Here is a 22,822-nt window from a genome sequence, read left to right on the forward strand (position 1 = left end):
AAACAAAATGTCAAATCAAAAATTTTCAACAAACGCACTTCATGCAGGTCATGACTTTAAAAATAATGGTGGAACTAGAGCAGTACCATTGTATCAAAGCACGGCATATGTGTTTAATAATAGTGATCATGCTGCAAACTTATTTTCTTTATCTGAACCAGGTTACATTTACTCTAGGATTAATAACCCTACTGTGGATGTACTAGAGCAACGGCTTGCGGCATTAGAAGGTGGTATAGCGGCAGTGGCGACAGCTTCAGGAACTAGCGCAATTTCTACTACACTATTAACCTTATTAAGAGCTGGTGATCACATTATAGCTAGTAGTTCTCTTTATGGCGGTACTTACAACTTGCTGTCGGTAACTTTACCTAGATTTGGTATCACTACTACTTTTGTAGATCCTAACAAGGATGATGCTTTTACAAATGCATTACAAGAAAACACGAGAGCTATTTTTGTAGAATCTCTTGGAAATCCTAAGCTTGATGTACTTGATTTAAAAAAGATAAGTGCGCAAGCTATTAAAGCTCGAGTGCCATTCATCGTTGATAATACAGTTGCAACTCCTTACCTCTTAAATCCTATTGCGCATGGAGCAGATATAGTCATTCACTCGTTGACCAAATATATTAATGGGAATGGAACAGCTCTAGGTGGTGTGATTATAGATGCAGGTAAATTTGATTGGACTAATGGGAAATTTCCTGAGTTCACGGAGCCTAGTGCTGGATATCATGGCTTAATCTATGCAGATGTTTTGAAGGAAGCTAGTTTTATTGCTAAGGTACGTATTGAAGGTTTGCGCGATTTAGGAGCAGCCATTTCTCCTTTTAATGCATGGCAAATAATACAAGGATTAGAAACTTTGAATTTGAGAATTGAGAAACATTCTCAAAATGCGCTTGAATTAGCTCAATGGTTGAATGATAGAGATGAAGTAGAATGGGTAAACTATCCAGGTCTTAAAAATAATAGATATTATGCCCTAGCTCAAGAGTATTTACCTAAAGGACAAAGTGGTATTGTAACCTTTGGTGTTAAAGGTGGATATGAAAGTGCTAAAAAGGTTGTAGACAGTGCTAAAGTTTTCTCTTTATTAGCAAATATAGGTGACACTAAATCATTAATAATCCATCCGGCTAGCACAACACACCAGCAACTTGATGATGAATCCCAATTAAGTACTGGAGTAACTAAAGATCTAATACGTTTATCAGTAGGATTAGAAGATTTATCAGATCTCAAAAAAGATTTAGAAGAGGCATTTTCTACCATTGATAAATCCGTGTTGATATAATGAGTGCTTCTTTAAATCATATAAAATTACCAGATTTTAAATTAAGTAGTGGTAAAGAACAAGCTGTACATGTAAGTTATCAGATCTTTGGGTGTCAATTGCACACGGCACCCATTATATTGATTAATCATGCTTTAACGGGCAACTCTTCCGTATTAGATTGGTGGTCAGAGATTGTTGGTTCTGGAAAAGTTATAGATTCAAATCGCTACACCGTGCTCTCTATTGACATACCTGGAAATGGATTTGATGAAGAGGTAGATCACTTAATATACAATTATCAAGACTGGCGATTGAATGATGTGGCTCGAGTTTTTTATCAGGTTTTAAAAGAACTGCGAGTTTGTTACATACATGCTGGTATAGGTGGCAGTATAGGTGGTTGTTTACTTTGGGAAATGACTGTTACTTATCCAGAGTTGTTTGGTACTATTATTCCTATTGCTGCAGACTGGAAAGCAACAGACTGGATAATAGCAAATTGTCATATTCAACAGCGATTGCTCTCAAATTCTATTCAGCCCATTGAAGATGCGAGACAACATGCAATGACATTTTATAGAACTGCTCAAAGTTTAAGATTTAAGTTTAATAGAGAGATATCCACAGATTTCAAAGTTAAGTTATGGTTGAATTATCATGGTAAATCTCTTAAAAAACGATTTACATTACCAGCTTATAAGTTAGTCAATCAATTGCTAGCTACATCAAATGCCGCTCAGAAATATGATGATAATATATTAAAAGCAATTGCAGATAGTGAAGTGAAAATTAGATTGATAGCTATCAATAGCGATGGCTTATTTATAGCCCAAGAAGATCGAGAAACCTTTGAATTACTGCGGGATTATAGAGATATAAAATATAACGAAATAGATAGTATTCACGGTCATGATGCTTTTTTAATAGAGCATCGTCAAGTAAATCAAATTCTTAAAAAATATCTCAAAGAAGTAGAACCTACTGCATCGCTAAAAGCGTGTGTCTAAAACTTAATTATGAATATCATACATATATACTTATTTGGTTTGGGTAACGTAGGAAGTACGTTAATTAAACAAATTTTAGAAAGTCAGCATTTTTTCAAGACCCATCAAGGTATAGAATTAAAGATAGTTGGATTAGCAAATAGTCGTAAAGTATTAACTACTGCTGATGGAATAGGAGATGATTGGGAGCAAGAGTTTGCACAAAAATCTATAACGAGACGATCTGATGCATTTTATGATTTTGCATCGTCTTATGTTGAAGTACGTATCGCCGTAGATGCCACTGCAAGTAAAGAGCTTTCTCATTTTTATCCAGAGCTAGTCGAACAAGGTTTTCACGTTGTTACTGCTAATAAGATTGCAAATACGTTATCTCAAGAATTTTATGACAATCTACGCTTATTGCTTAGAGAAAGAGATTTGTCATTTGAGTATGAGACTAATGTAGGTGCAGGTTTACCCATAGTCGATACCATACGTAATTTACATAAAAGCGGTGAAGAGATATTTGCTGTAAATGGAGTTTTCTCTGGGTCATTAGGGTATATTTTTAATCGTTTTTCTGAGGAGGAATTACCGTTTTCAAGTATCGTATTAGAAGCGCTTAAAAACGGTTATACTGAGCCCGATCCACGAGAAGATTTATCTGGTAATGATGTGGCTAGAAAACTGTTAGTTCTTGCAAGAGAGACAGGACTAAAAATTGAATTTTCAGATATTACAATAGAAAATTTAGTCATTCTTGATTTACAAACAGCCTCAGCAAATCAATTCATAGATAGAATAACAGAATTAGACAAACCTTTACTACATCGCAAATCCCTATTGCAACCTGATGAGGTATTGCGACATTTAGGTAAACTAGATGTTGTCAATAAGAGTCTAGAAGTTTCTTTGCAAGTGGTAAAAAAAGATAGTCCTGCAGGACAATTACAAGGCAGTGATGGATTTTTTGAAATATATTCAGAATCTTATGCGTCACATCCATTAGTAATCAAAGGTGCTGGTGCAGGTAAGGCTGTTACAGCACGTGGATTATTATCTGATATCATTAAAATAGCAAAATCATGCCCGATTGTGATTTATAAATAAGCTCATTTAATATTCTCTGTAGTATTTTTCTAGAGTAGAATAAAGCAATTTAATCTCTAGAAAATACTACATTTGACCATGCTATCACGTAAAACTAAATATGGTATTAAAGCATTAACTTATCTAGCAAAACTAGATGACAATGAACCTGTTTCTATTAGTACCATTGCAGATGCAGAGCATATCCCTCATAAATTTCTAGAAGCAATTTTACTAGAATTACGTAAAAACAGTATTCTAGGTTCTAGAAAAGGTAAAGGTGGTGGTTACTACTTAATGCAGTCTCCAGAAACGGTCCGTATGTCTGCTATACATCGTATCCTAGAAGGTCCTATCGCGATGCTGCCTTGTGTAAGTCTCAATTTCTATGAAAAATGTGATGATTGTGTTGATGAGGAAACTTGTGCTGTTAATAGATTAATGACTCAAGTACGTGATAATACATTAGAAATTCTTGAAAATCAGACGCTTAAAGATTTGATTAGATAATTTTTTTAATTTTATTACCCTATTAAGCTTATAGGATATATATTTTATTATATATTCGTCCTGTTATTTAATAATGACGTTAGTTTTGGATAGGTCGTACTAAAACACGAGTTGGGATTATTTGATTGGGCTGTTTTCAAATAATTATAAAAACTCGTGTTTAGACCTTATCGATACATCACTTAACTGATAATTATCATTGTGAAGTAATTATTTTTGACACTACTTCAATAAAAGCCCTTTTTCATTCATTTTACTTACTCAATTACTGGCTGTTGACTTGGTTACAATCCATTTGATGACGACCTTTGCATAGGTTAATCTTTTGGCCCTAATGTTGGTAGTATAAAGTTATGATTGAAACAGATATTCTTATTATAGGAGCAGGTCCTACAGGTCTATTTACCGTGTTTGAAGCAGGTTTACTAAAGTTAAAATGCCATTTAATCGATGCATTACCACAACCAGGTGGACAGTGTAGTGAATTATATCCTAAAAAGCCTATCTATGATATTCCAGGCTTTCCTGAAGTCTTAGCTGGTGATTTAGTGGATAACCTCATGGAACAAATAAAACCTTTCCAACCTGGTTTTACATTAGGTGAACGAGCTGAGGATATTGAGAAATTAGAAGACGATACATTTATAGTTACCACTAATAAAGGAACTAAGCATCATGCAAATGCTGTAGCCATTGCCGGTGGATTAGGATCTTTTGAACCTCGTAAACCGCAGATTGAAGGAATAGAGAGATATGAAGATCATGGAGTTGCCTACATGATTAAAGATCCTGAAACCTTTAGAGATAAAAAGGTCGTTATTGCAGGTGGTGGAGACAGTGCTCTAGACTGGTCCATATTTTTAGCAAACGTTGCTCAAGAAGTAACTCTTGTACATAGAAGAGAAGAATTCCGTGGTGCCTTAGATAGCGTTGAGAAAGTTCAAGAGCTAGTCACTCAAAATAAAATTAATTTGATAACACCTGCTGAGGTTACCGATGTAAAAGGTAATGGAAAAGTGGAGGCTGTTACAATCACTATACATGATGAAGCAAAACGTTTTCAAGAAATACAATGTGACGCATTTGTGCCATTGTTTGGTTTATCTCCTAAATTAGGGCCCATCGCAAATTGGGGACTCGAAATTGAAAAAAATGCCATTAAAGTTGATAATACACTAGATTATCAGACTAACATACCAGGTATTTATGCTATAGGAGATGTGAATACTTATCCAGGTAAATTAAAATTGATATTATGTGGTTTTCACGAGGCGACATTAATGAGTCAAAGTGTTTACCAACGCATGAATCCTAATAAAAAATATGTTCTTAAATATACTACTGTAGGTGGTATCGATGGTTTTGACGGTTCTCGTAAAGAGGCAGAAAAAGCCGTGATTAAAAAAATAGGGTCTTAATGGATCAAGATGTAAATATTACCATTATTGATAGAGAAGGCGTTGAACATCAAGTGCAAGCGCCTACAGATATGAATATGAATTTAATGGAAGTTTGTAAAGCTTATGAACTACCAGTAGAAGCTGTATGTGGTGGCATGGCTATGTGTGCCACATGTCAGGTATATATTAAGAGTGATCACGATTTAGGAGAACGCAATCCAGATGAAGAAGCCATGTTATGGGAAGCATTACATGTGCAAGATAACAGCCGTTTAGGATGTCAAATTCCGATTTCTGACGATTTAGAAGGACTGATTGTCGAATTAGCGCCTGAGCAGTAATCTATTTTCATACTTTAGCACAATGAAAAAATTGATCATTGTGTTTTGTTGTATCGCTTTCGCGAAAGCGTCTCTCGCACAAGAATCAGTTGTTTATTCTTTTCCCGCTATACATAATATCGAAGCCTCTTATTTATATGGGGCCATTCTCGAGCATAATCCAGACATCGCACACCTCATATCTGATCATCCTACTGGTGTAATGTTGCGTTACAATCGGAAAACTTTTGGGGAGAACCAATGGGAATCTAGGTATGGATATCCAGATTGGGGATTTTCTGGTATTTATCAAGATATGAAGAATCGTTATTTAGGTGAGGCATATGGAGCATATGGCCACTATAATTTTTACTTCCTTAATCGCAACTTAAATTTAAGTATAGGAACTGGACTAGCATGGATGACTAAACCGTTTGATCCAGTAACAAATGCTCGTAATAATGCCTATGGTTCTAGACTTACAAGTTCTACATATTTATTAACTAATTATAAGCGTGAAAATTTATATAAAGGGATAGGCCTACAAGCTGGCTTTACAATTGTTCATTATTCAAATGCAAATGTTAAAGCGCCTAATAATTCAACAAATTCATGGTTGTTTACCGCTGGTTTAAATTACACATTAAACAATGACAAAACACCAATTTATAAAAGATGGGAGAAGACATCTTATAAAGAAAATATAAGGTTTAATGCAGTCGCCAGATTTGGTGTGAATGAAAGTGACGTGCGAGGTAGCGGGCAATACCCTTTTTATACTTTCTCATTTTATATGGATAAACGTATAGGTTTTAAAAGTAGTCTTCACGCAGGGACTGAATTAATGATATCTGAGTTTTTGAGAGAATATAGGGATTATCAAGCAAATAGTTTTCCTGATAGTGGTATTAATGGAGATGAGAACTTTCAAAGAGTAGGTGTTTTTTTAGGGCACGAATTACACCTAGGAAAAACGAGTGTGATAACTCAGGTAGGATATTATATGTACAGGCCTATTAACTTTGAAAAAAGTATATATAATAGGATGGGCTTGCAGCGCAGATTTAATGATAATCTATTTGCTAGCTTATCGTTGAAATCCCACGGAGCAGCAGCAGAAGGTGTTAGTCTAGGAATAGGATATAGATTATAGAAATGAAAACATTTATTAAAATAAGTATAGTATTTCTGCTGGTTTGTATATCCAGTTGTGATTCTGAGAACGGATTGAATTGCACACAAGCTGCTGGTGATTTAATACGTCAAGAATTAACGGTAGAATCGTTTGAAAAAATCTTAGTATATGAAAGGACTAAACTATTTATTCAACAAGGTCCAGATCATAAAGTCATAATAGAGACTGGTGAGAATTTATTAAATGATATTGAGGTGAAAATCGATGATAACCAACTTATTATTGTAAATAATAACGGCTGTAATCTTGTACGGGACTATGGTGTGACTACCGTTACAGTTATAGCACCTAACATCACTGAAATACGATCTAGTACCGGAGAAGACACAAAGTCTATAGGTACATTGAATTATTCAAATCTAACTTTACTTTCTGAGGATGCTGAACTTGAAGATCAATATCATACCACTGGAAATTTTTATCTCGATTTAAATGTGGATGATTTCAGAATAGTCAGTAATAACTTAAGTAACTTCTATCTAACAGGACAAGTAAACAATGCCTCACTAGAATGGTATTCTGGTGATGGACAGCTGTTTGCTAGTGATCTAGAAATACAAAATGCCCAGATTTATCATCGCGGCACACATAACTGGCAAATTGATGTAAAACAAAACATCGCCGGTAGCATTGTGGGCTACGGCGATGTAATACTAGAGTCTGCTCCAGTTTCTGTAAATGTTCAAGAAACCTGGCAAGGCAGATTGATTATTAAAAATTAATTATTGTAGTACAATAGGTAATTCAGCTCTGTAAGTTCCCCATCCTATCTTTAAATGTACAGTATTATCATTCTTAGGTGAGTACAATGCAATACTTAACTGTTCTAAGTTCTTAGAATCTTTAGTTACAGGAATTGTTACTGTAACAAGATCAAGTTCTGGTTTATGACTATAGTTTCCCCAACCGTCATTTTCTGAGTTGATGTGAACGGTCCATTCATTCTCACTAGGAGTAATTACGATAGAGTAGCGACCGGCTTTAATTAATTTCCCACCTATCATAGCGTCTTTCAAAAGTAGTAATTCAGTACTCTCGTTTGCACCTACACGCCATGACTCGCCTAGTTTTGTGATTCCATCCTCGCGGTTATCTGTTGTGCGAAAGATGTTGCGACCATTTAATGATGGTCTACTATATAAAACACGTATCTGTGGTTCAAGAGCCATTTTTTGCTCTTCAGTTTTTGCAAATTGTCTTTTTGCAGCTTGAGAAGGGAAGAAAGCCGCATCCATTGGGCTTTTATCTAGATCTACAAAATCTTGTGCATAGAGACTACTGCTTATTAAGGCAATCGCTAGAAGTAAAAGTATCTTTTTCATAGTATTTATTTTATGAGATAAAGATAAATGTAAACCTTCACTAAAATATCACGATTCACTTTTGCTTAACTCCATACGATACAACATTAATCCGCTCGCAGGTGCGATATGAGATAAATGTATCTTTTTACTACCATCCAGAGTTTCTTTAAAATCGTCAAGTGTAATTTTATGCATTCCTAGATCAAATAAAGCTCCCATCATTAAACGTACTTGATGTCTTTTAAAACCCATTCCGGTAACTCTAAACGCATAACTTTTTTCTGGAAAAAATTAGCTGTAAATAAGGAGTTCTCTTCGATAAGACAACTGTTCACCGTACTTATTGTATCGGTTGTGTCGGACGGTTTATAAGTATAAGACCAGAAGTTATGTGTTCCTTCAAAAAGTCTTGCAGCAGTTTTCATCAATTCAATATCCAGCTCTGTTTTCATGTAAACCATTAAGGATGCACAAAAAGGGTGAAATTTTTCACCATGGGAAAACAAATAAATATATTCCTTCTCTTTGGGATGTTGAATGACATTAAACTGTGCGTTAGTTTCTTCTATCGCCAGTGCTCTTATGTCACTAGGCAAGTTCAAATTAAAGTCTGCTAGAAAGGTATCTAGATTTAATGCTTCATCATCCAGAAATAACTCAATAATAGTTTCATTTACAGACACACGAGCATCAGTTCTACCAGCAGCAAGGACTTTAAAATTAGGATGGTCTAGTACAAATCGCAAGGTACGTTTAACCATTTTTTCCACGGTGGGAACATCAGGCTGTTTTTGCCATCCATGAAAACGGAATCCTAGATACTGTAACTTAATGAGGTAATAAAGACGTTGCGGTTTTTGCATGTGCAAAGATGAGAATTTCTACTCACCAGTCAATTCTTGAAACATTGTCTCCAGATTTTTATTCCTTTTATTAAGAGACAGAATTTTTAATTCATTATCATGAGCAAAATCAAACACCGCACTACGCATGTCTTCTTTAGTTTCAAATCGTAGACTGTAGATGAATCCAGGAGAGTTTACAAGGTCAGTGACTTCTCTTACTCGGTCGATGCGGTTTAATAATTCTGGTTCTACTTTGTAGTCAAATTCTACTTCTATGATCTGAGCAGCATCGCTTTTCAGGTTCTTTAAATAATCGTCTGCAACGATTTTACCTTTATTGATAATGATTACTCGATCGCACATCGCCTCAACTTCTTGCATGATATGTGTAGAAAGAAGAATAGTTGTTTTTTGACCTACTTTTCTAATCAGTTGACGTATTTCTACAAGCTGATTAGGATCGAGCCCAGTGGTAGGCTCGTCTAGAATTAAAACTTTAGGTTCATGCAATAAAGCATTTGCCAGTCCTACACGCTGTTTGTAACCTTTAGAAAGCTCTTGTATTTTCTTGCCTATATGAGAAGTTAGACCGGTTTCCTCGATCACTTCGTCAATGCGTTTTTTAGAATCGGTTAGTTTAAAGACATCTGCACTAAAAGATAGGTATTCCTTTACATACATATCTGGATACAACGGATTATTCTCTGGTAAATACCCTATGGATTTTTGCACCTCGCGCTGTTCCTTACTAACGTCATAGCCATTTACAGTAGCGGTTCCTTCGTTGGCATTTAGATAGGTGGTAAGAATGCGCATCATAGTAGATTTTCCAGCACCATTGGGACCTAGAAAACCAACTATTTCACCAGCTTTGATAGAAAAACTAACTTCGTCCAGCGCTTTTTGCTGCCCGTAATATTTGGATACTTTACTTACTTCTATAGACATAAGGTAAAGATAAGAAATGATTAGTAGAGGAATAGCTTTTTTAACTTCGCTTTCGCGAAAGCGAGATCACAACTTTACCCTACTACAACGATAGAGTTCTAAATCTGACATAAAACTTCTCGAAATTTGCGAGATTTATAAAAATCTATTTTACATTAGCAACTTATTATGACGACAAACAATTATTTCTGGTACGGATTTTACTTCTATTTTATGGAAGAAAGGACGCTATTGTAATAATTGAAAATTATATAACACAATAAAGTCCTGATCTAATCAGGACTTTTTTTTTACTTAAAAATGAAAGTAGCCATACAAGGAATACAAGGTTCTTACCACCATCAGGTGGCAACGCAGCTTTATAAAAATGTGGAATTATTAGAATGTTCTTCATTTGACCAGCTGGCACTTGCAGTTGCAAATCATGAAGTTAAAACTGGCATCATGGCTATAGGTAATTCCATCGCAGGAAGTATTTTGCCTAATTACAGTTTAATTAAAGATTACGATTTAAAGATCATAGGAGAATATTATTTAAATATCCAGCATCAACTCATGGCATTGCATGGTCAGGAAATTAAGGATATTATAGAAGTGCAATCGCATCCCATGGCATTGTTACAATGTAAACCTTTCTTTAGTAAGCATCCAAATATTAAATTAGTAGAAACAGATGACACAGCGGCAGCCGCTCTTAGAATTTCTGAAGAAAACAAACGTGGTGTTGCTGCGATCGCAAGTAAGAATGCGGCACAATTATATGACCTTAAAATTATCAATGATGATATTCAAGAAGTAAAAAACAATGCCACACGATTTGTTGTATTAGAGGCTAGAGGAAGGATGAATAATGAAGCTAATAAAGCGACGATCAATTTTACCGCTAGTCATGAACCTGGAAGTTTGGCCAAGATATTGACTAAACTAGGAGAGCTGCGCATCAATGTTTCAAAAATTCAGTCAGTTCCTATTATTGAAAAACCATTTCTATTTTCTTTTGTTGCAGATCTGGAATTTAAAAATTTACAACAATTTGAAGAAGCACAATTAGAAATAGGCATTCTTGTAGAATCAATAAAAATCTTAGGGATTTATAAATCACACACGCTATGATAAAAACAGCAACAAGACTTGATAGCGTTCAAGAATATTATTTTGCGACCAAATTGCGCGAAGTAAGAGCTTTATCAGATTCAGGAAAACCAATTATTAATACTGGAATAGGCAATCCTGATTTATTGCCGCCTGATCATGTCTTTCCTGCACTTGCTGCAGCGTTACAAGATCCCAAAGCACATGGTTATCAAAGTTATTTAGGGTTGCCAGAACTTAGAGAGGCAATGTCACAATTCTATAAAACGCATTATAAAGTTACACTAGACGCAGCATCAGAGATCATACCGTTGATGGGAAGTAAAGAAGGGATTTTGCACATCTCTATGGCTTTTCTCAATCCTGGTGATGCGGTTTTAATTCCAGATCCTGGTTACCCAACTTATGCAAGTGCGACTAGATTATGTGAGGCTATTCCTGTTGTTTATAATTTAAAAGAAGAGAATAATTGGTTGCCAGATTTTGAGGCTTTGGAACAATTAGATCTAACCAAAGTAAAAATTATGTGGACTAATTATCCACACATGCCTACTGGTGCGGCAGGTTCTAAAGAAGTTTTTGAAAAGCTGATTGCTTTTGCGACTAAGCATGAGATTTTGCTAGTAAATGATAATCCGTACAGTTGTTTGTATGAAGATCGAATAAGTATTCATCAAGTTGCTGGATCTATGAAAGTAGCTTTAGAATTAAATTCTATCAGCAAAACGTATAATATGGCTGGCTGGCGCGTAGGAATGCTTACTGGAAATACTAGTTTACTTAAAGAAGTAATGAAAGTAAAAACTAATATGGATAGCGGTATGTTTTACGGAATTCAAAAAGGTGCCATTGCCGCTTTAAAAACTGATCAAGAATGGTTGCAAAAACAAAATAACATCTATAAAACCAGACGAGCTTTAACCATACAACTTGCAGAAGCTTTACATCTAGAGCCACAAATACAAAACGGCGGTTTATTCCTTTGGTGCAAGTTGCCAGGTGGAATGAAAGACGATAAGGCTTTTGTAGATCAATTGCTTCACGAGAACCATATTTTTATCGCTCCAGGAAGCATTTTTGGTAAGAATGGAGAAGGGTATGTGCGATTTTCACTTTGTGTAAAAGAAGAACAAATAAAAGAAATGATTGATAGAGTTTCTAAAAAGGTAGCATTATGAAAAACATCTTTTTAATAGGAACTGGATTGATAGGCGGCTCGATGCTCAAAGATTTACGTGTTCATTATCCTCAGGCTATTTTTTATGGCATAGATCAAAATATTGCTCATGCTCAAAAAGCAAAGCAAAACGGCATTGTAGACGAGGTAGCAAACCTTAGTGATGTTTCTAATGCAGATTTTGTTATCATCTCTATTCCTGTAGATGCTACTTTAAAAGTTTTGCCTCAGGTGCTCGACTTAATTAATGAATATGCGCTTGTTATAGATGTTGGTTCTACAAAAGAGGCGATTTGTAAGAGTGTAGAGAATCATAAAAATAGAAGACAATATCTTGCAGCGCATCCTATTGCAGGAACAGAATTTTCTGGACCAGACGCGGCAATTTCAAATTTATTTGTCAAGAAAACGCTAATTGTATGCGAGGTGGAGAAAACCACCTTTAAATTGCAAGAATTAGCAAACCAGCTGTTTGAAAAACTTAGAATGCGTGTAAGATATATGACCCCAGCGGCACATGATAAACATATTGCTTACGTGTCTCATTTATCTCATATTTCTAGCTTTATGTTAGGCAAAACTGTGATACAAGAAGAGGAAAATGAACGTGATATATTTGACCTCGCGGGCAGTGGTTTTGAAAGCACCGTACGATTAGCAAAAAGTTCTCCAGCCATGTGGACACCCATATTTGCACAGAATAAGGAAAATGTATTAGCTAGTCTAGATGGATATATTGAGAATTTATCTCGCTTTCGCGAAAGCGTAAAAAATAACGATCACCAATCCATATTTCAAGATATGGAAGAAACAAATAGAATAAAAACGATATTGAAAGGAATTGAAAATGGAAAATAAAAAGGAATTTAGAACCTGGTTAGATAACCACAAATTAGAGCATCCTATAGTGATTGCTGGCCCGTGTAGTGCCGAAACAGAAGATCAAGTGTTGAGAATTGCACATGATTTAAAAGATAGTGATGTCACTTACTTACGTGCAGGAATATGGAAACCTAGAACGCGACCAGGAAACTTTGAAGGTGTAGGAGCGATAGGATTAAAATGGTTGCAAAAAGCAAAAGCAGAAACTGGTTTGCTAACTGCTACAGAGGTTGCTAATAGAGCCCACGTAGAACTGGCGCTAGAACATGATATAGATCTTTTATGGATAGGTGCACGATCTACAGTGAGTCCATTTATAGTACAAGAAATAGCAGATGCTTTAGAGGGAACAGATAAAGTGGTGCTAGTAAAAAATCCTGTAAATCCAGATTTAGCTTTATGGATAGGTGCGGTTGAGCGATTTCATACAGCTAATATTAAAAACCTAGGAGTAATTCATAGAGGTTTTTCTACTTATGAAAAATCAAAATATCGTAATATACCTGAATGGCAAATTGCGGTAGATTTTCAAACACGTTTCCCAGATATTCCATTGATATGCGATCCATCCCATATTACTGGTAAGAGAGATATGATTTTTGAAGTATCACAAACCGCACTAGATCTTAATTATGATGGATTGATGATTGAAACACATTATGATCCTGATAATGCATGGAGCGATGCGGCACAGCAAGTAACTCCAGAAACATTGTTGCAAATTTTTCAAGACTTGCGTATTAGAAAGGAACAAGATGATGAGGTAGGTTTTCAATCTAAACTAGGTGTTTTAAGAGCGCAAATAGATGTGATAGACAGCAATATTATTGAGACTTTGGGTAAAAGAATGAAAACAGCTGATGCGATCGGAGCCTTAAAAAAAGAGCGTAATGTAGCAGTTCTTCAATCTAAAAGATGGAACGAGATTTTAGGTAAAATGATTCTTGCTGGTGAAGAACAAGGTTTAAGTGAAGAATTTATTCTTAGAGTTTTTAAAGCGGTTCATCAAGAATCTATCAATCATCAAGAGAAAGTAATTAATAAATAATTGCGGTAAAGATTTTATGTTCTGGCAGCACTATATATAATTAACCTAATTTTGACTTCTAGAAATAAAGCAATTAGTTTAAATGAAAGGAACCGTCTATAGATCAACAGGAAGCTGGTATGAAGTAAAAGGTACTGATGGTGCGATGTATTCATGTCGTATAAAAGGTAAATTTAGACTACAAGGAATTAAGAGTACTAATCCTGTGGCTGTAGGTGACCGAGTAGAATTTGAAATCGAGAAAAAAGGAGATGAAGAAATAGGAATTATTAATGAGATTGAAGAACGTGATAATTATATCGTGCGCAAATCTGTAAACCTATCTAAACAAACCCATATTATCGCAGCAAATGTGGATCAGGTTTTTTTGATAGTCACTTTAAATAATCCACCTACATTTACCTCATTTATAGATCGTTTTTTAGTAAGTGCGGCAGCTTATCAAATTCCAGTTATTTTACTTTTTAATAAAGTAGATACTTATAACGATGATCAAGATGAAGTGGTGTTAGATCCAGAAACTGGTGAAGAAATGCTAGCGATGACCGAGCTGGATCAGGTGCGTATTTTAATGCAGTTATATAAATCTGTTGATTATGAATGCATTGCGATAAGTGCAGCAACAGGTAAAAATATAGATTTAGTAAAAGAGAAGATGCTGGGTAAAACCAGCATGTTTGCTGGCCACAGTGGTGCTGGTAAAAGTACTACTGCAAACGCGATCCAGCCTGGACTGGAGTTAAAAACTAAAGCAATAAGCTTACAGCATAAACAAGGGCAACACACTACTACGTTTGCAGAGATGTTTGATCTAGAATTTGATGCTCGTATTATTGATACACCAGGTATTAAAGGTTTTGGTGTTGTAGATTTAGAGAAAGAAGAAATAGGTGGTTATTTCCCAGAGATTTTTGAACTAAGTCAGAGCTGTAAGTTTCATAATTGCTTACACCTTGAAGAACCTAAATGTGCCGTTAAAGAAGCTGTCGAGACAGGAGAAATCTACTTGAGTCGTTATGAGAGCTATGTGCAAATTGTCAATGGAGATGAGGATAATTATCGTGCAGATAAATATACCACACCATGAGAGTAGTTTTGCAACGTGTTAGTGAAGCAAGTGTTACTATAGATGGTCAAGTTCATGGAGCCATAAATCATGGGCTACTTGTTTTACTTGGTATTACTGTAGAAGACACTCAAGAAGACATTGATTGGCTCGTGAATAAAATTGCTGGCATGCGCATTTTTTCAGATCAAGATGGTAAGATGAATCTTAATATCAGTGATGTAAATGGAAATGCGTTAGTAGTTTCTCAGTTCACGCTATATGGCAGTACAAAAAAAGGTAATAGACCTAGCTTTATAAATGCCGCTAAGCCAGATGTGGCTATACCATTATATGAAAGTTTTGTGAGCACGCTTTCGCGAAAGCTGGATAAAACAATCCCAACAGGAATCTTTGGGGCAGATATGAAAGTTGCTCTCGTAAATGACGGACCTGTCACCATTTTAATTGATAGTAAGAATAAAGAATAGCTAAATTTCAAATTAAGACTATGAGCCTTAAAGAATCACAACAGCAAGTTGATAACTGGGTCAAAAATCACGGAGTGCGTTATTTTAATGAACTCACTAATATGGCGCAACTTACTGAAGAAGTAGGAGAAGTGGCACGCATTATCGCTAGGCGATATGGTGAGCAAAGCGAGAAAGAAAGTGATAAGGATAAGGATCTAGGAGAAGAGCTGGCAGACGTTATGTTTGTAGTATTATGTCTTGCAAATCAAACTGGAACTGATCTAGAGAAAGCATTTGCAAAAAAACTGCAAATCAAGACTGAACGTGATCACGACAGACATCATAATAATGAAAAGCTCAAAAGCTAGTCATGGATTTACTACTAGAGAAACCCATAGAGTCATTAAATAAAGAATTGACCTTTACTATTACAGGCTCCAAAAGTGAAAGTAACCGGCTACTTATTCTACAGGCACTTTATCCAGAGTTAGAAATCCATAATCTGTCTAATAGTGATGATACCGTGCATATGCAAGAGGCTTTAATGTCTCAAAAAAACCATGTCAATATAGGGCACGCCGGTACAGCAATGCGTTTTCTTACGGCATACTATTCAAGTATAGAAGGTATAGTTACCATTACAGGTAGTCAGCGCATGCAGCAGCGACCTATCGCAGTGTTAGTAGAAGCTTTAAAATCTATAGGTGCAAAAATTGAATATTTAAATGAAGAAGGTTATCCACCACTTCAAATTGAAGGTGGACATATTAATGCAACGATTGTTAAACTAAATGCTAGTATCTCTAGTCAGTACATAACAGCGTTAATGCTTATAGCACCATCGCTTAAAAATGGATTAAAGATTGAACTAGCAGGTAAGTTAACATCGCGACCTTATATTGAAATGACGGTAGGTTATTTACGATCTTTAGGAGTTACGGTAAACTGGTCAAAACAGGATACCGCTATTCAAAAAGATAAACAGATTTTATCTGAAGTTATTCAAATTAAACCACTAGACACTATAATTCATAAATCACTAACAGTAGAAAGTGACTGGAGTAGTGCTGGCTATTGGTACAGTTGGGTCGCCCTACAGGAAATAGGATATAAATTAACCTTACAATATTATTTTAAAGAATCTGTGCAAGGCGATAGTAAGCTACAAGAGTATTATGAAGCCTTTGGAGTGCAAACCACTTTTGTTAATGAACAATTAGTATTAACTAAGATTTCAGATAAGCTGGCACAACGTGTAGTGATCAATTTAGTAAATGAACCAGATCAGGCGCAAACTATATTTGCCACATGTTTAGCACTAGGCATTAATGCACATCTTACAGGATTGCATACGTTGCGTATTAAAGAGACAGATCGCATTGCAGCCTTAAAGGATGTGGGATCTCGCTTTCGCGAAAGCGTAATTCAAACCACTCAAGATACCATAACATTAACTTGTGTACCACTTGCGCCACACGACAAGCCTGTTGTTATAGATACCTTTGACGACCATAGAATGGCTATGGCTTTTGCTCCATTAGCATGTCGTACATCTCTATTAATTAAAGATGCAGGAGTTGTTACAAAAAGCTATCCGCAGTTTTGGGATGACTTAAAACGGGTAAATGTCAATATCACAGAAATTTAAGTGTCAATTTACTTGACAACGCCTATTTCACAATCGTATATTTGTAATCTCAATATAAAATGAATACATGAAGCTATCTCAATTCGGTTACAAACTACCAGAAAATTTGATTGCGCAACATCCTGCAGAAAATAGAGATGAATCGCGACTTATGGTACTCCATAAAAAAACGGGTGAAATTGAACATAAAATGTTCAAAGATGTTCTTGATTATTTTGAAGAAGATGATGTTTTTGTGACTAATAATACACGAGTATTTCCTGCGAGACTTTATGGTAATAAAGAGAAAACAGGTGCACGTATCGAGGTTTTTCTTTTAAGAGAATTAAACCCAACAACTAAATTGTGGGACGTATTAGTAGACCCAGCTAGAAAAATAAGAATAGGGAACAAACTTTACTTTGGTGATGATGAAAGTCTAGTTGCAGAGGTAATTGATAACACGACTTCTAGAGGAAGAACTTTAAGATTTTTATTTGATGGTAGTTATGAAGAATTCCGTCAGAAATTGAAAGATCTGGGAGAAACGCCACTTCCTAGAGAACTAGGTCGCGAGGTTGAAGAAGAAGATGAAGAGCGTTACCAAACTATCTATGCGACTAATGAGGGCGCTGTTGCAGCACCTGTGGCTGGATTACACTTTTCAAAGCATTTATTAAAGCGATTAGAGATTAAAGGCATTCATAGAACAGCAATTACGATGCACATTGGTCTAGGTACATTTGCACCAGTTGAAGTAGAAGATTTATCTAAACATAAGATGGATAGCGAGCAAGCTGAGATTACTGAAGAAACTTGTGCTATCGTAAATAAGGCTATAGACGCTAGAAAAAATGTTTGTGCTGTAGGTACGACCACCATGCGTACTCTGGAAAGTGCTGTTAGTAGTGATGGTCATTTAAATACTTTTGATGGTTGGACTAATAAATTTATTTTCCCGCCTTATGATTTTAGTATTGCAAATGCTATGATTACAAATTTTCATCATCCTAAGTCAACTTTGATGATGCAAGCAGCAGCTTTTGCAGGATATGATTTATTGAAAAAAGCTTACGATGTAGCCATTAAAGAAGAGTACAAATTCTCTACTTATGGAGATGCAATGTTGATAGTTGACTAAATTATATACAATTAATCTTACAACGAACCGCTTAGAGCTTTTCTAAGCGGTTTTTTTGTGCTAATCTCGTATATTGCAACTTATTAAACTCCCTAAAAATCAGTGATGAAAAAAATATTACTAACGTTATTAATTTGTACTGTAACCTTTAATTTAAATGCTCAAGTATCTGATCAAACAACACCACCTAGTTGGGCATTCAATTTAAAATCCCAACCAGTAGCTGAAATCATGCCGTCTTTTGATTTACAATCCATGATTGCCGAGGATGCCATTGAAGCAAATCAAGTCATTAAAAAGCCTTACCGTTTTGGTAAAAAGTTTTCTGTTGCAATGGATTTGTTTAATTCTGGTCAGTGGACAGAATTAGAGAATGGTGATCGTTTATGGAGATTAAATGTAGTATCAAGTGGTGCTCGCACAATGAACTTTATGATGGATAGATATAATCTTCCAGAAGGAGCAGAAATGTATATTTATAATGATGAACATACTGATAAAATAGGTCCGTATACAATCAATGAAAATCAAGATGATGGAATTTTAGGTACATGGGTGGTTTATGGAGATAATGTATGGATTGAATATTATGAGCCAGCTTCTGTAAGAGGTTTAGGGCGCATTTCTATTAATGAAGTTGTGCATGGTTATAGAGGTTTTGGAGAGGCTGAAGAGAGCTTTCTAAAGCTGAATGAATCTGCAGCATGTAATGTGGATGTGATGTGTAATCCTAATCAAGGTTCTACAAATGGTCAGGATTGGTCAACTATACGTGATAATTATAGACATGCTGTAGCGAGAATTATTATTAATGGTGCTGGACTTTGTACAGGTACTTTAGTTAATAATGTGAGAGAAGATGGAACGCCATATTTTTTGACGGCAGATCATTGTTTAGGTAATACTGGTGATGGGGCAGGAACATCATATTCTGCAACTGGTTGGAGTTTCGGCTTTGATTGGTATACTAATACACCTGATTGTGCCACTAACTCAAATACAGTAGGTGCTCAAAACCCGACTAGAGTGATTGCTGGAGCAACGCTAAGAGCAAATAGAGGTGCTAGCGACGTGGCGCTTTTTGAATTAAATACGACTCCACCTGCGTCATGGGATTTGTATTATGCAGGATGGTCTAGAGCAACATCTGGCGTGACTTCTCAATTGAGTATTCATCATCCTAGTGGTGATATTATGAAATTAGCAAGGAATGATCAAAGTGCATCTTTTGTTACCGTTTCTGGAATTTCCTGTTGGAATATAGCAGATTGGGATTATGGTGTTACTGAAGGTGGTTCTTCTGGTAGTTGCCTATTAAATCCACAAGGTCAAATTATAGGACAATTACTGGGTGGAAGTGCAGCTTGTTCTGGTACAAATGACAATGGCGCACCAGACTTTTATGGTAGATTTAATGTAAGTTGGAATACAGGAGGAACTGCAGCGACACAATTAAAAGATTGGTTAGATCCAGATAATACTGGAGCAGCGTCTTATGATGGTGATTATTACTCCACACTAAGTACAACAGAGAATCAAGTGCTTAATTTTAGTGTATTCCCTAATCCGTCTAAAGATATTTTTAATTTTGATTTAGATCAAGAAGCTTCTTATCAAGTATATGACCTATCTGGAAAAGTAATTGCTACAGGAGAATTTACAGATAATAATAACAGTGTTGATCTTAGCGCTGTATCAAATGGTATCTACTTTATCAATGTGCAAACTATTAATGGTAAGGCAACAGCAAAATTAATCAAAGAGTAATTTTTAACTCAACAACTTTAAAACGCGCTGCAAGATTGTCTAATTTTGCAGCGCATTTTATTTATAAAAAGTTCCATTGAAAGAAACTAAAAAAGATATTAGATCATATACTCAAGATGAATTGAGAGCGTATTTTATAGATCAAGGTCAACAGGCTTTTAGAGGTAATCAAGTGTATGAGTGGTTATGGAAAAAAGGAGCGCATCACTTTGAGGACATGACTAATCTTTCAAAAGAGACAAGAGCATTTCTTCAAGAGCATTTTGTGATCAATCACATAAGAGTAGATCACATGCAGCGCAGTAAAGATGGTACTATTAAAAACGCAGTAAAATTACATGATGGTCTAACAGTAGAATCTGTAATGATACCTACACCTACTAGAACAACAGCTTGTGTTTCTTCTCAAGTAGGATGTAGTTTGAATTGTGAGTTTTGTGCTACGGCGCGTTTAAAACGCATGCGTAATTTGAATCCTGATGAAATATATGATCAAGTCGTGGCTATTGATCAACAAAGTCGGGCATACCATAACAGACCTTTGTCCAACATTGTCTTTATGGGAATGGGTGAGCCACTGATGAATTACAATAATGTAATTAAGTCTATTGATAAAATTACTGGAAACGATGGTCTAGGAATGTCTCCTAAGCGTATTACTTTGTCGACTAGTGGAATTCCTAAAATGATGAAAAAACTGGCAGACGACAGGCCTAAATTCAACCTTGCGCTATCATTACATAGTGCAATTGATGAAAAGCGTGTAAAAATCATGCCTTTTAATGAGCAATTTCCTCTAGAGGATATCAAAGATGCTTTAAGATATTGGTATGAAAAGACAGGTACACGTGTCACCTATGAATATGTAGTCTGGAAAGGAATTAATGATACTAAAGAAGATATTGATGCGTTGATCGAATTCTGTAAAGTGATACCTTGTAAGGTTAACATTATAGAATATAATTCTATAGATGATGGCCGTTTTGAACAAGCTTCAAAACAAGCAGTAGATGCATATGAAAGAGAGTTGAATCGTTTTGGTTTTGTTGTTAACGTTAGACGCAGTAGAGGAAAAGATATAGATGCTGCTTGTGGACAACTGGCAAATAAAGAATAAGTTTTTTAATTTATTGTATAAAAAAAACGGCCTCCATTTTGAAGGCCGTTTTATTTAAAAAAAAATGTTTATCAATTACTTCTTGATAAATTGTACTGTTTGAGATCCATTATCAGTATCTAATTTCAATAAGTAAAGACCAGCACTTAATGTGTTGATTTTAATTTGATTGTTGTTAGATTTTACATTTTCTGATATAACTTGACCTAAACCATTATAGATTGTAGCTTTAGTAATAACCTCGTCAGTTTTGATATTTAAGACATCAGTTGCTGGGTTAGGGCTCAAAGTAAATAGGTTTGCAATTTGATCATCTACAGATGCAGTACCTTCAGTAGTGAATTGCCATACTGGTCCAGCAGTATTCGTTCCACCTACATTTCTAGGTTGTACTTGCCAGTAATATGTAGTTCCTGTAAGCATGCCTGTAATATTTACTGAAGCATTAGCAGTAGTACCTAATGCATTCAACGTAGTAGGGCTATCACCTAATAAGAAAACATAAGATTCTGGTGCGTCACCGGTAGTAGCGTCTACCCATGCAAAAGCTACTGCATTATTATTTGCCGTGTCAATAATAACATTTGTTGCCATATCAGCAGGAGTAGGAGTGGTTACAGCATCTGGTGCATTAACGTTTCCTACCTCAGTAGTAAAGCTCCATACTGGATTGTTTGTAGCAGATCCCGCAGTATTTTTAGGGATTACTTGCCAGTAGTAAGTAGTGTTGTATAAGAATCCATTAATCGAAATCGGTAAAGTTATCGTTGCAGGAGCAGTTCCTAAAGAAACTAAAGTAGTAGGAGAATCCCCTAGTAAGATTTCATACTCATCCGGTGAAACAGATCCTAAAGTATTATCAGGTGCCCAAGCAAAAAGAATAGAGTTGTCTGGTGATCCGTCTGCGTTATTATCATTTGTGTCTATAACTACACCAGTAGCTGAATCTGCAGGTGTTGGAGTCATTGCAGGTCCTGGAGGATTTGCAGCTCCTTGAATTACTTCTACATTGTCAAATGTGATTGCATCACCATCATTTTGAAGGTGTACAAAAGCGATATAAACACTTTGATTTAAATATGCTGCAAGGTTTACGTTGAAAGAAGTAAATACTGCAGACGCATTATTTCCTAATTCTGCCTCAGTTAGGTTTTCTACTTCTACAAATGAAGTTGTGTCTGTTTGAGAAGTTGTTGATATTCTAATTGAAAGTTCAGAACCAAAATCACCTTGATTTAAATCTGTAGCATCAAAGACTAATACATTTTGTGTTGAATTAATAGGAATTAATGGCGACACAATCCAATCCTCTGCAGTTTGTCCAGCGGCAACTGCTTCCCAAAGACATTGTGCACGAAATTCTGGGTCTGTTCCAGCTTGTGCCCACTGAACAGTGGTACCAAGGCCATTTGCTCCATCATAAACCGCCCAACCTGCTGGTGGGAACGCTGCACCTGCACCATTAAAATCCTCAAGGAATTGGGCAGATCCAAAATTAAATGACACTAACGCCATTAAGATTAAAGTAATTTTTTTCATGTCTAGTAATTTAATTATTTGCGCTAAATATA

General features: G+C 35.7%; 24 protein-coding genes. 19 read left to right on the forward strand and 5 right to left on the reverse strand.

Translation table 11 applies throughout. The features are described 5' to 3' along the window. The first annotated feature begins 7 nt into the window (after positions 1 to 7). The 8 genes from BST92_RS07715 to BST92_RS07750 all read left to right on the forward strand — a co-directional run bounded on the left by BST92_RS07715 (position 8) and on the right by BST92_RS07750 (position 7,507). Entirely contained in the window at positions 8 to 1,300 is a 1,293-nt protein-coding gene (locus BST92_RS07715; RefSeq protein WP_105070925.1) for an O-acetylhomoserine aminocarboxypropyltransferase/cysteine synthase family protein, read from the forward strand. Further along, positions 1,300 to 2,289 carry an alpha/beta fold hydrolase gene (locus tag BST92_RS07720; RefSeq protein WP_105070926.1) on the forward strand — a complete coding sequence of 330 codons (990 nt, stop codon included), beginning with the start codon at positions 1,300 to 1,302 and terminating at the stop codon, positions 2,287 to 2,289. Before BST92_RS07715 ends, BST92_RS07720 begins: the two co-directional genes overlap by 1 nt. A gap of 9 nt (positions 2,290 to 2,298) precedes the next feature. Then, positions 2,299 to 3,381: a homoserine dehydrogenase family protein gene (locus BST92_RS07725; protein ID WP_105070927.1), complete on the forward strand. Its 1,083-nt coding sequence runs from the start codon at positions 2,299 to 2,301 to the stop codon at positions 3,379 to 3,381. Positions 3,382 to 3,459: 78 nt separating this feature from the next. Then, on the forward strand, positions 3,460 to 3,870 hold the full coding sequence (locus BST92_RS07730) for an RrF2 family transcriptional regulator (protein ID WP_105070928.1): 411 nt from the start codon (positions 3,460 to 3,462) through the stop codon (positions 3,868 to 3,870). Between the two features lie 353 nt (positions 3,871 to 4,223). Then, complete coding sequence (locus BST92_RS07735; RefSeq protein ID WP_105070929.1) at positions 4,224 to 5,288, forward strand: NAD(P)/FAD-dependent oxidoreductase; 1,065 nt, start codon at positions 4,224 to 4,226, stop codon at positions 5,286 to 5,288. Then, positions 5,288 to 5,611 carry a 2Fe-2S iron-sulfur cluster-binding protein gene (locus tag BST92_RS07740; protein WP_105070930.1) on the forward strand — a complete coding sequence of 108 codons (324 nt, stop codon included), beginning with the start codon at positions 5,288 to 5,290 and terminating at the stop codon, positions 5,609 to 5,611. Before BST92_RS07735 ends, BST92_RS07740 begins: the two co-directional genes overlap by 1 nt. Positions 5,612 to 5,633: 22 nt before the next feature. Continuing rightward, a complete protein-coding gene (locus BST92_RS07745; RefSeq protein ID WP_105070931.1) occupies positions 5,634 to 6,743 on the forward strand; it encodes an acyloxyacyl hydrolase in 1,110 nt (369 codons plus the stop codon). Positions 6,744 to 6,745: 2 nt separating this feature from the next. Further along, on the forward strand, positions 6,746 to 7,507 hold the full coding sequence (locus BST92_RS07750; RefSeq protein ID WP_105070932.1) for a head GIN domain-containing protein: 762 nt from the start codon (positions 6,746 to 6,748) through the stop codon (positions 7,505 to 7,507). On the opposite strand, the gene BST92_RS07755 is transcribed toward BST92_RS07750, so the two are convergent. The 4 genes from BST92_RS07755 to gldA are packed head-to-tail and all read right to left on the reverse strand — an operon-like array spanning position 7,508 to position 9,882. Then, the gene (locus tag BST92_RS07755) at positions 7,508 to 8,107 is read right to left on the reverse strand and encodes a DUF2911 domain-containing protein (protein WP_105070933.1); all 600 of its coding nucleotides are present in this window, start codon (positions 8,105 to 8,107) and stop codon (positions 7,508 to 7,510) included. A gap of 48 nt (positions 8,108 to 8,155) precedes the next feature. Beyond that, on the reverse strand, positions 8,156 to 8,311 hold the full coding sequence (locus tag BST92_RS15430; protein ID WP_342747847.1) for a hypothetical protein: 156 nt from the start codon (positions 8,309 to 8,311) through the stop codon (positions 8,156 to 8,158). Continuing rightward, positions 8,311 to 8,952, reverse strand: coding sequence for a tRNA pseudouridine synthase A (locus BST92_RS07760; protein WP_342747848.1), 642 nt, complete (start codon positions 8,950 to 8,952; stop codon positions 8,311 to 8,313). Before BST92_RS07760 ends, BST92_RS15430 begins: the two co-directional genes overlap by 1 nt. 18 nt (positions 8,953 to 8,970) lie before the next feature. Further along, positions 8,971 to 9,882, reverse strand: coding sequence for a gliding motility-associated ABC transporter ATP-binding subunit GldA (gldA, locus tag BST92_RS07765; protein WP_105070934.1), 912 nt, complete (start codon positions 9,880 to 9,882; stop codon positions 8,971 to 8,973). Positions 9,883 to 10,182: 300 nt separating this feature from the next. Between gldA and BST92_RS07770 the strand changes: the two genes are divergently transcribed. The 11 genes from BST92_RS07770 to rlmN all read left to right on the forward strand — a co-directional run bounded on the left by BST92_RS07770 (position 10,183) and on the right by rlmN (position 21,251). Further along, positions 10,183 to 10,995 (forward strand): prephenate dehydratase, encoded by an 813-nt coding sequence (locus BST92_RS07770; RefSeq protein WP_105070935.1) that lies wholly within the window; start codon positions 10,183 to 10,185, stop codon positions 10,993 to 10,995. Further along, positions 10,992 to 12,152 (forward strand): pyridoxal phosphate-dependent aminotransferase, encoded by a 1,161-nt coding sequence (locus BST92_RS07775; protein ID WP_105070936.1) that lies wholly within the window; start codon positions 10,992 to 10,994, stop codon positions 12,150 to 12,152. Before BST92_RS07770 ends, BST92_RS07775 begins: the two co-directional genes overlap by 4 nt. Further along, positions 12,149 to 13,009: a prephenate dehydrogenase gene (locus BST92_RS07780; protein WP_105070937.1), complete on the forward strand. Its 861-nt coding sequence runs from the start codon at positions 12,149 to 12,151 to the stop codon at positions 13,007 to 13,009. Before BST92_RS07775 ends, BST92_RS07780 begins: the two co-directional genes overlap by 4 nt. Further along, complete coding sequence (locus tag BST92_RS07785) at positions 12,999 to 14,081, forward strand: bifunctional 3-deoxy-7-phosphoheptulonate synthase/chorismate mutase type II (RefSeq protein WP_105070938.1); 1,083 nt, start codon at positions 12,999 to 13,001, stop codon at positions 14,079 to 14,081. The genes BST92_RS07780 and BST92_RS07785 overlap by 11 nt, the downstream gene beginning before the upstream one ends. A gap of 82 nt (positions 14,082 to 14,163) precedes the next feature. After that, a complete protein-coding gene (gene rsgA / locus BST92_RS07790; protein ID WP_105070939.1) occupies positions 14,164 to 15,168 on the forward strand; it encodes a ribosome small subunit-dependent GTPase A in 1,005 nt (334 codons plus the stop codon). Next, complete coding sequence (dtd, locus tag BST92_RS07795; protein WP_105070940.1) at positions 15,165 to 15,617, forward strand: D-aminoacyl-tRNA deacylase; 453 nt, start codon at positions 15,165 to 15,167, stop codon at positions 15,615 to 15,617. The genes rsgA and dtd overlap by 4 nt, the downstream gene beginning before the upstream one ends. Before the next feature lie 20 nt (positions 15,618 to 15,637). Continuing rightward, positions 15,638 to 15,967, forward strand: coding sequence for a nucleotide pyrophosphohydrolase (locus BST92_RS07800; RefSeq protein ID WP_105070941.1), 330 nt, complete (start codon positions 15,638 to 15,640; stop codon positions 15,965 to 15,967). A gap of 2 nt (positions 15,968 to 15,969) precedes the next feature. After that, positions 15,970 to 17,247 carry a 3-phosphoshikimate 1-carboxyvinyltransferase gene (locus tag BST92_RS07805; RefSeq protein WP_105070942.1) on the forward strand — a complete coding sequence of 426 codons (1,278 nt, stop codon included), beginning with the start codon at positions 15,970 to 15,972 and terminating at the stop codon, positions 17,245 to 17,247. A gap of 67 nt (positions 17,248 to 17,314) precedes the next feature. Next, entirely contained in the window at positions 17,315 to 18,367 is a 1,053-nt protein-coding gene (gene queA / locus BST92_RS07810) for a tRNA preQ1(34) S-adenosylmethionine ribosyltransferase-isomerase QueA (protein WP_105070943.1), read from the forward strand. Positions 18,368 to 18,472: 105 nt separating this feature from the next. Next, positions 18,473 to 20,134, forward strand: coding sequence for a T9SS type A sorting domain-containing protein (locus BST92_RS07815; protein ID WP_211292463.1), 1,662 nt, complete (start codon positions 18,473 to 18,475; stop codon positions 20,132 to 20,134). Positions 20,135 to 20,210: 76 nt separating this feature from the next. Next, the gene (gene rlmN, locus BST92_RS07820; RefSeq protein WP_105070945.1) at positions 20,211 to 21,251 is read left to right on the forward strand and encodes a dual-specificity RNA methyltransferase RlmN; all 1,041 of its coding nucleotides are present in this window, start codon (positions 20,211 to 20,213) and stop codon (positions 21,249 to 21,251) included. A 75-nt stretch (positions 21,252 to 21,326) separates the two neighbouring features. On the opposite strand, the gene BST92_RS07825 is transcribed toward rlmN, so the two are convergent. Beyond that, entirely contained in the window at positions 21,327 to 22,790 is a 1,464-nt protein-coding gene (locus BST92_RS07825; protein WP_105070946.1) for a T9SS-dependent choice-of-anchor J family protein, read from the reverse strand. Positions 22,791 to 22,822: the final 32 nt, after the last annotated feature.

This window comes from Nonlabens arenilitoris, from assembly GCF_002954765.1.
Taxonomy (GTDB): Bacteria; Bacteroidota; Bacteroidia; order Flavobacteriales; family Flavobacteriaceae; genus Nonlabens; species Nonlabens arenilitoris.

Coding starts and splice junctions, on each gene's coding strand:
- BST92_RS07740 (WP_105070930.1), top strand. CDS start 5,288: ATGGATCAAGATGTAAATATTACCATTATTGATAGAGAAGGCGTTGAA.
- gldA (WP_105070934.1), bottom strand. CDS start 9,882: ATGTCTATAGAAGTAAGTAAAGTATCCAAATATTACGGGCAGCAAAAA.
- BST92_RS07825 (WP_105070946.1), bottom strand. CDS start 22,790: ATGAAAAAAATTACTTTAATCTTAATGGCGTTAGTGTCATTTAATTTT.
- BST92_RS07775 (WP_105070936.1), top strand. CDS start 10,992: ATGATAAAAACAGCAACAAGACTTGATAGCGTTCAAGAATATTATTTT.
- BST92_RS07735 (WP_105070929.1), top strand. CDS start 4,224: ATGATTGAAACAGATATTCTTATTATAGGAGCAGGTCCTACAGGTCTA.
- BST92_RS07770 (WP_105070935.1), top strand. CDS start 10,183: ATGAAAGTAGCCATACAAGGAATACAAGGTTCTTACCACCATCAGGTG.
- BST92_RS07750 (WP_105070932.1), top strand. CDS start 6,746: ATGAAAACATTTATTAAAATAAGTATAGTATTTCTGCTGGTTTGTATA.
- rsgA (WP_105070939.1), top strand. CDS start 14,164: ATGAAAGGAACCGTCTATAGATCAACAGGAAGCTGGTATGAAGTAAAA.
- BST92_RS07785 (WP_105070938.1), top strand. CDS start 12,999: ATGGAAAATAAAAAGGAATTTAGAACCTGGTTAGATAACCACAAATTA.
- BST92_RS07755 (WP_105070933.1), bottom strand. CDS start 8,107: ATGAAAAAGATACTTTTACTTCTAGCGATTGCCTTAATAAGCAGTAGT.
- BST92_RS07780 (WP_105070937.1), top strand. CDS start 12,149: ATGAAAAACATCTTTTTAATAGGAACTGGATTGATAGGCGGCTCGATG.
- BST92_RS07745 (WP_105070931.1), top strand. CDS start 5,634: ATGAAAAAATTGATCATTGTGTTTTGTTGTATCGCTTTCGCGAAAGCG.
- BST92_RS07815 (WP_211292463.1), top strand. CDS start 18,473: ATGAAAAAAATATTACTAACGTTATTAATTTGTACTGTAACCTTTAAT.
- dtd (WP_105070940.1), top strand. CDS start 15,165: ATGAGAGTAGTTTTGCAACGTGTTAGTGAAGCAAGTGTTACTATAGAT.
- BST92_RS07760 (WP_342747848.1), bottom strand. CDS start 8,952: ATGCAAAAACCGCAACGTCTTTATTACCTCATTAAGTTACAGTATCTA.
- BST92_RS07720 (WP_105070926.1), top strand. CDS start 1,300: ATGAGTGCTTCTTTAAATCATATAAAATTACCAGATTTTAAATTAAGT.
- BST92_RS07800 (WP_105070941.1), top strand. CDS start 15,638: ATGAGCCTTAAAGAATCACAACAGCAAGTTGATAACTGGGTCAAAAAT.
- BST92_RS07725 (WP_105070927.1), top strand. CDS start 2,299: ATGAATATCATACATATATACTTATTTGGTTTGGGTAACGTAGGAAGT.
- BST92_RS15430 (WP_342747847.1), bottom strand. CDS start 8,311: ATGATGGGAGCTTTATTTGATCTAGGAATGCATAAAATTACACTTGAC.
- BST92_RS07730 (WP_105070928.1), top strand. CDS start 3,460: ATGCTATCACGTAAAACTAAATATGGTATTAAAGCATTAACTTATCTA.
- BST92_RS07805 (WP_105070942.1), top strand. CDS start 15,970: ATGGATTTACTACTAGAGAAACCCATAGAGTCATTAAATAAAGAATTG.
- queA (WP_105070943.1), top strand. CDS start 17,315: ATGAAGCTATCTCAATTCGGTTACAAACTACCAGAAAATTTGATTGCG.
- BST92_RS07715 (WP_105070925.1), top strand. CDS start 8: ATGTCAAATCAAAAATTTTCAACAAACGCACTTCATGCAGGTCATGAC.